The organism is Nocardia sp. CY41, from assembly GCF_009829325.1.
In the GTDB taxonomy this organism is placed as follows: Bacteria; Actinomycetota; Actinomycetes; order Mycobacteriales; family Mycobacteriaceae; genus Nocardia.
Map to the genome: position 1 here is coordinate 1 of NZ_VUOS01000076.1, position 6,695 is coordinate 6,695.

6 protein-coding genes are annotated in these 6,695 nt (G+C 67.9%); 1 reads left to right on the forward strand and 5 read right to left on the reverse strand.

The window, feature by feature from the left end:
* Positions 1–127: 127 nt before the first annotated feature.
* From GVY64_RS36265 to GVY64_RS36285, 5 genes are read right to left on the reverse strand one after another with little or no spacing between them, the layout of a single operon-like run.
* Positions 128–874 carry an oxidoreductase gene (locus GVY64_RS36265; protein ID WP_159851124.1) on the reverse strand — a complete coding sequence of 249 codons (747 nt, stop codon included), beginning with the start codon at positions 872–874 and terminating at the stop codon, positions 128–130.
* Positions 875–913: 39 nt separating this feature from the next.
* On the reverse strand, positions 914–2,605 hold the full coding sequence (locus GVY64_RS36270; protein ID WP_159851126.1) for a dipeptide ABC transporter ATP-binding protein: 1,692 nt from the start codon (positions 2,603–2,605) through the stop codon (positions 914–916).
* Positions 2,602–3,555 (reverse strand): ABC transporter permease, encoded by a 954-nt coding sequence (locus tag GVY64_RS36275; RefSeq protein ID WP_159851128.1) that lies wholly within the window; start codon positions 3,553–3,555, stop codon positions 2,602–2,604. Before GVY64_RS36275 ends, GVY64_RS36270 begins: the two co-directional genes overlap by 4 nt.
* Positions 3,548–4,474, reverse strand: coding sequence for an ABC transporter permease (locus tag GVY64_RS36280; protein ID WP_159851130.1), 927 nt, complete (start codon positions 4,472–4,474; stop codon positions 3,548–3,550). The genes GVY64_RS36275 and GVY64_RS36280 overlap by 8 nt, the downstream gene beginning before the upstream one ends.
* Positions 4,475–4,526: 52 nt before the next feature.
* A complete protein-coding gene (locus tag GVY64_RS36285; protein ID WP_159851134.1) occupies positions 4,527–6,116 on the reverse strand; it encodes a peptide ABC transporter substrate-binding protein in 1,590 nt (529 codons plus the stop codon).
* Between the two features lie 401 nt (positions 6,117–6,517).
* Here GVY64_RS36285 and GVY64_RS36290 point away from each other — a divergent pair.
* Positions 6,518–6,695, forward strand: a 178-nt coding sequence (locus GVY64_RS36290) for an acetyl-coenzyme A synthetase N-terminal domain-containing protein (protein ID WP_159851132.1), incomplete at its 3' end; no start/stop codon positions are given.

Genomic DNA, 6,695 nt, shown 5'->3' on the forward strand with positions numbered 1-6,695 from the left:
GCGGTCCATCCGATGCCACCGGTACCCGGCGACACCACCCCCCGGATCATGCGAAAGACAGGGGCAAGAAGTCATACCGGGCCCGGCGACCGAGGCCCTGGATCGGACCCACGAGAAAGGTAACGGGTTATCCTGCCGCCGAGTCGGCGATCGATGTGGCCTCGCGCGCACCGTCCTCGAAAGCCCCGCAGCAGAAGATCACCCAACCGCCCACGGCGTCCGCGTCCCCGGTGCCGAAGCCGGCGGCCGCGTCCAGGTACGCCTGGCGCCTGCGCAACAAGAACACCTCCGGCACGCCGAGGCTGTGTGGGTCCAGCCCACTGGACACCGCGACCAGCCGGGAAGCCGCCCGCGCGACCACGCCGTCGGCCGTTCCGAACGGTCGCAGCGCCAGTAGCTCACCGTGTACTACGGCGGCGAGCACCGGGGCGGGCGCGCGGGAGCCGAGCACCGTCTGCGCGAGCAGATCCAGCCGCTGCGCCACACCCCCGTCGAACCGCGGCCTGCCGAGCGATTCCTCCTGCGGCACCAGATCGGCCGCGGCGAGCAGATGCAGCCGTGCCAATGCCTGCAGCGGAGCGCGCTGCCAGGTGCCGACCAGGTTCCGCAGCGCGTCCCCGTCCAATGCCTGACCGACGCGCAGCGCCCCGGCCAGGATCGGGTCCGCCACGCGCCCGTCGGCGGGGATGTCGGTGCTGCCGCCGTCGATGGCCGCCGACGACCGGGCCGCGCGGACCGCGGCTTCCGCCGCTGTGGTCGGCCACCCGCGCCGGTTGGCTTTGTGCCGATGCACCGCGGCGAGCGCGTCGCGGGCGCGGTCGGCCGCGTCCCGGACACCGGGGAGATCGACGAGGGGCTGGAGCGGATCGGTCACGGCATACGAGGCTACTTGCGTCCGCGTGGGCCGATCCGCCTACCCGGCCAGCAGGTCGCGTCCCGGAATCGCGTCGAGCAGCTTGCGCGTGTACTCCTGCCGGGGACGGTCGAACACCTCGTCGGTCGTCGCCGCTTCGACCACCTTGCCGCGCTGCATGACGAGCACGTCGTCGGCGATCTGCCGGACGACGGCCAGATCGTGGGTGATGAACAGATACGCCAGCCCCAGCTCGGCTTGGAGTTCGTTGAGCAGCCGGAGGATCTGCGCCTGCACCAGCACATCGAGCGCCGACACCGCTTCGTCGCACACCACCACCTCCGGCCGCAGCGCGAGCGCACGCGCGACCGCCACGCGCTGCCGCTGTCCCCCGGAAAGCTCGTTGGGGTAGCGCCGCAGCACGCCGGCCGGCAGCGCGACCTTGTCGAGCAGTTCCCGCACGGTCGCCTCTCGTTCCCCGGGAGTGCCGATGCGATGGGTGCGCAACGGCTCCTCGATAGTGCGGTAGATCGTGTACATGGGGTCGAGCGAGCCGTAGGGGTCCTGGAAGATGGGCTGCACCCGACGCCGGAAAGCGAAGGCGCCCTTGCGATCCAGGGTGGTCACGTCCTTGCCGTCGAAGGTGACCCCGCCGGAGCTGGGCGCGAGCAGCCCGAGCACCATCTGCGCCACCGTCGTCTTACCCGAGCCGGATTCGCCGACGATCGCCGTGGTCGACCCGCGCCGCAGCCGGAACGACACATCCTCCACCGCGACGAACTCGGCAGACTTCCATGGCGCCCGTTCGCGGATGCGGAATGTCTTCGTCAGGCGCTCGGCGACCAGCACCTCGTCCGGAGCCGCCGTGAGTTCCGTGTCGGCCGCCGCCACCTCTTCGGCCACCTGCACGGCCTGCGCGCGGATCTCCGCCCGGCGCGCCGACCGCCGCTGCGCGGCCAGCGACGGCGCCGAGCCCACCAACCGCTTCGTATACAGGTGCTGGGGATCCCGCAATATCTGTAATGCGGGCCCGGATTCGACGACGCGACCGCGATACATCACCACCAGGTGTTCGGCACGCTCGGCGGCCAAGCCGAGGTCGTGGGTGATCAGCAGCACCGCGGTGCCGAGATCGGCGGTCAGCCGTTCGAGATGGTCGAGGATCTGCCGTTGCACCGTCACGTCGAGCGCCGAGGTCGGCTCGTCGGCGATGAGCAGCTTCGGCCGGCAGGACAAGCCGATCGCGATCAGCGCGCGCTGGCGCATGCCGCCGGAGAACTCGTGCGGATACTGGTTCACCCGGCGCTCGGCGTCGGGCATGCCCGCTTCCTCGAGCAGTTCCACGGCCCGTCTCGCGGCGGCCGCGCCCTTGGCGATGCCGTTGGCCTCCAAAGTCTCCCGGATCTGAAAGCCGATCTTCCACACCGGATTCAGATTGGACATCGGGTCTTGCGGGACCAAGCCGATGCCGCTGCCGCGGACCGCGACGATTTCGCGTTTCGAGGCGGTCGTGAGCTCCCTGCCGTCGAACCTGATGGAGCCGGAGGTGATCCGGCCCGTGCCCGGCAGCAAGTCGATGACGGCGTGCGCGGTGGTCGACTTTCCTGATCCGGATTCGCCGACGATGGCCACGGTCTGCCCCGGATAGACCGACAGGCTCACGTCCCGGACCGCGGGCACCTGCCTGCCGTCGGCGGTGAAACCGACGTTCAGGTCGGTGATCTCCAGCAGCGGCCGGTCGGCGTCGCTCATCGCTTCCTCGCCTTCGGATCGAGGGCGTCCCGCACGGCGTCGCCCAGCATGATGAAGCTCAGTACGGTCAGCGCCAGCGCCGTCGCCGGGTAGAACAGGATGGCCGAGGTGCGGATCTCCTTCTGACCGGTGGCGATGTCCGCGCCCCAGGACACCACCGTGCGCGGCAGCCCGACGCCGAGGTAGGACAGCGTCGCTTCGGTGACGATGAACACGCCCAGCCAGAGCGTGGTCACCACGATCAGCGGACCCGCCGCGTTGGGCAGCACGTGACGCAAGAGCGTCTGGATCCGGGAAACGCCCAACGCTTTCGCCGCCATGACGTAGTCGCTGTTCTTCGCTTGGATCACGGCGCCGCGGGCGATCCGCGCCGCCTGCGGCCAGGTGAACGCGGCGAGGATGACGATCACGGTCCAGATCGTGCGGGCATCCAGCAGTTGCATGATCACGATGGCGGCCAGCATCAACGGGATCGCGTAGAAGATCTCGGCGACGCGGGAGACGATCGAGTCCAGGGGCCCGCCGTAGAACCCCGCCAGCGCCCCGAGCGTTCCCCCGATCAGCACGAACAGAAGCGTCGCGCCGATCCCGGCGAGGACGGAGGCGCGCGCACCGTAGACGGTCCGCGCGTAGATGTCGCACCCCTGCTTGTCGAAGCCGAACGGGTGGCCCGCGCTGCGCGGATCCATGCTGAAGTCGCCGTTGCAGTACCGGGGATCCTGGTCGGTGAACAGTCCCGGCCAGATCACCACGAGCAGCACGAAGGCGATCAGCACCACCGCGACGACGAAGATCGGGTTGCGCCGCAGCTGCCGCCACGCGTCGCGCCAGATGCTGGTCGGCGCGCCCGCATCCAGCACGGCGTCGGTCGCCAGCACCTCGACCTCGTCGGGCGGTGCGACGAAGTGCTCCTGGCCGCGGCGGGCGGCGCCCTGGATGGGCTCAGGCATAGCGGATCCTCGGGTCGAGTGCGGCGTAGAGCAGATCGACGATCAGATTGGTGAGCAGGAAGATGACGATCAGCACCGTGACGAACGAGACCACGGTGGGCGGTTCGCCCCTGGTGATGGCCTGATACAGCGTGCCGCCCACGCCGGGGATGTTGAAGATGCCCTCCGTGACGATCGCGCCGCCCATCAGCGCGCCCAGGTCGGCGCCGACGAAGGTGACCACCGGGATCATCGAGTTACGCAGGATGTGCACGGTCACCACGCGCGGCCTGCCGAGCCCCTTGGCGGTCGCGGTGCGCACGTAGTCGGCGGACATGTTCTCCGCCACCGAATTACGGGTCAACCGCAGGACGTAGGCGAACGAGAGCGAGCCGAGGACGATCGCGGGCACCAGCAGTTCCCCGACCGTCGCCTTCCCGGAGACGGTCACCGGAGCGATTCCCCACTTCACCCCGAGCAGATACTGCGCGAGGAAGCCCACCACGAAGACCGGGACCGCGATGACGACCAGGCTCACCACCAGCATCGTCGAATCGAACAGCCTGCCTTTACGCAGCCCGGCGATCAAACCGAACAGCACGCCGAAGACCGACTCGATCAGCACCGCCATGAACGCCAACTTGATCGTGATCGGAAAAGCGCGGGCGAGTTCGTCCCGCACCGGCCTGCCGGAGAAGGCGGTGCCGAAGTCCAGCGTCACGATCCCCTTCAGATACAGCAGGTACTGCACGAGGAACGGCTCGTCGAGGTGGTAGCGCGCCCGCAGCTGCGCTTCCACCGCGGGCGTCATCGGTTTGTCACCGGCCAGGGCGTGGATCGGGTCGCCCGGCACGAGGAACACCAGGGCATAGATGAGCAGCGTCGCACCGAGGAACACGGGGATCATCTGAAGCAGACGCCGTACGACATACCAGGCCATTTCGCCTCCTGGGTAGCGCCGCCGAGCACCATCGGGCCCCGGCGGCCGGCGGCTACTTCTCGATGTTCTCGAAGTCGAACAGACCGTTCCAGGCGAGTTCGGCCTTGCGGACCCGGTCGGAGCGGCCCGCGGCGGCCACGTAGTCGAACACCGGGATGTCGGCCAGGTCCTTGATCAGCAGCGCCTGCGCCTGCGCGACGGTCTTGTAGGACTCTTCCTGGGTCGGTGCCGCCAAGGCGGCGTCGAGCAGGCGGTCGAATTCTGGGTTCTTGTAGTCGACGTTGTTGGTGTCGGAGTAGCTGTAGTACTGCGAGGTGAGGAACTGCAGCATGGTCGGGTAGTCACCCTGCCAGCCGTAGCGGAACGCCTTGTTGATCGTGCGCGCGTTCACCTCGTCGCGGATGTTCTTGAACGTGGGATACGGCGCGCCGACGGCATCGATGCCGAGGGTGTTCTTGACGCTGTTGGCCACCGCTTCCACCCAGGCCTGGTGGCCGCCGTCGGAGTTGTAGGCGATCTCGTAGCGGCCCGACCACGGCGATATCGCGTCGGCCTGCGCCCACACCTTCTTGGCCTCGTCGGGGTTGTACTTCAGCACCTCCGAGCCGGGCAGGTTCGGGTCGAAGCCGGGCAACGTGCTGGCGGTGAAGTCACGCGCCGGGATCCGCGTGCCGTGGAAGATGTTCTGCGCGATCTGTTCCCGGTTGATCGCCATCGAGATCGCACGGCGGCGCAGCAGCCCTTCCTGACCGGCGAAATGCGCGACATTGGATTGGATGCCGATGTGCTGGTTCTGCGCCGTCGGCTTGGTGATCGCGCGGTCGCCGAGATCCTGCTGATAGGAACTGAGCGCGCTGTCGGGCACGGTGTCGAGCGCGTCCAGATTGCCCGCCTGCAGGTCGGCGTAGGCGGTGTCGAAGGACTGGTACATCACGAACCGCAGTCCTTTGTTCTTGGCCGGGCGGCCACCGGGGTAGTCCGGGTTGGGCGCCAGATCGATCTTGACGTTGTGCTCCCACGCCCCGGTCCGGGCGAACTTGTAGGGGCCGTTGCCGATCGGGTTCTCCCCGAACACTTTCATGTCCTTGAACGCGGCCTCCGGCAGCGGATAGAACGGCGCGTACCCGAGTTCGGTCTCGAAGTCGATCGAAGGCGCTTTCAATTCGATGGTGAAAGTGCGGTCGTCGAGGACCTTCAGGCCCGACATCGTCTGCGCTGTCGGCTTTTCCGCGGATACCTCGTCGAAACCGACGATGGGACCGAACACATAACTCTGCAACTGCGCGTTGGCGCCGAGCGCGCCGTAGTTCCATGCGTCGACGAACGACTTCGCCGTCACCGGGCTGCCGTCGGTGAACTTCCAGCCGGGCTTGATGGTCACCCGGTAGTTCTTCCGATCCGTCGTCTGGATCGACTCCGCCATCTCGTCGTGCGCCCGACCGTCCGAGTCGTAGTACTTCAAACCCGCGAACAGGCGGTCGACCACGCGCCCACCCATGTTCTCATTGGTGTTGGTGGGCACCAACGGGTTCTGCGGTTCGCCGCCGTTGACGGTGACGATGTCGGCATCCGCGCCGTCGCCCGAGGAACATGCGGACAGCCCGAGGCTCGTGGCGAGGACGACCGCCGCGGTCAACGCCATCGCTCTGTGGAATTTCAACGCGTCCTCCCGGTGCGAGAAGGGGGGAGCCGACCGGCACCCGCGCGAGGTCCATCAGCGCATGCCGACACGATCCCCCTGTGTGGTTGGCAGAGTAGCCACCGGGGCGGGCACTGTCACCTGATTGATCCGAGTTCGTCGCACTTGTTACCGATCCGGCAACATTGCCGAAACACCCCAAGTTTCGTGCGCAAATGCGCGTCCGGCCGGAACATTGCTTCCGCAACGGCGGGGACGACAGCCCCGCTGCGGGCCGGCGCCAGGCGGTGCGCCGCCCGCGGAACCCGCTCGGCACACCGCACGCGGCACGGGTCACAGTTGATTACTGTCGAGCTTGGCTGCGTCGAATCGTGCGCTCAGGCTACGTGGAAAGAAGAGACGAGATGACTGAAACCAGCGCCGACCACAGGGACTCGTACCCGCCGACTGCGGAGTTCGCCGCGCAGGCGAACGCCGACGCCGCGCTCTACGAGCGGGCGGCGGCCGATCGTGACGCGTTCTGGGCCGAACAGGCCGGGCGGCTGCACTGGCACGAACCGTTCACCCAGGTGCTGGACTGGA

Excerpts from the sequence above, each read along its gene's own strand:
- GVY64_RS36285 (WP_159851134.1), bottom strand. The coding sequence starts at position 6,116 with ATGGCGTTGACCGCGGCGGTCGTCCTCGCCACGAGCCTCGGGCTGTCC.
- GVY64_RS36275 (WP_159851128.1), bottom strand. The coding sequence starts at position 3,555 with ATGCCTGAGCCCATCCAGGGCGCCGCCCGCCGCGGCCAGGAGCACTTC.
- GVY64_RS36270 (WP_159851126.1), bottom strand. The coding sequence starts at position 2,605 with ATGAGCGACGCCGACCGGCCGCTGCTGGAGATCACCGACCTGAACGTC.
- GVY64_RS36280 (WP_159851130.1), bottom strand. The coding sequence starts at position 4,474 with ATGGCCTGGTATGTCGTACGGCGTCTGCTTCAGATGATCCCCGTGTTC.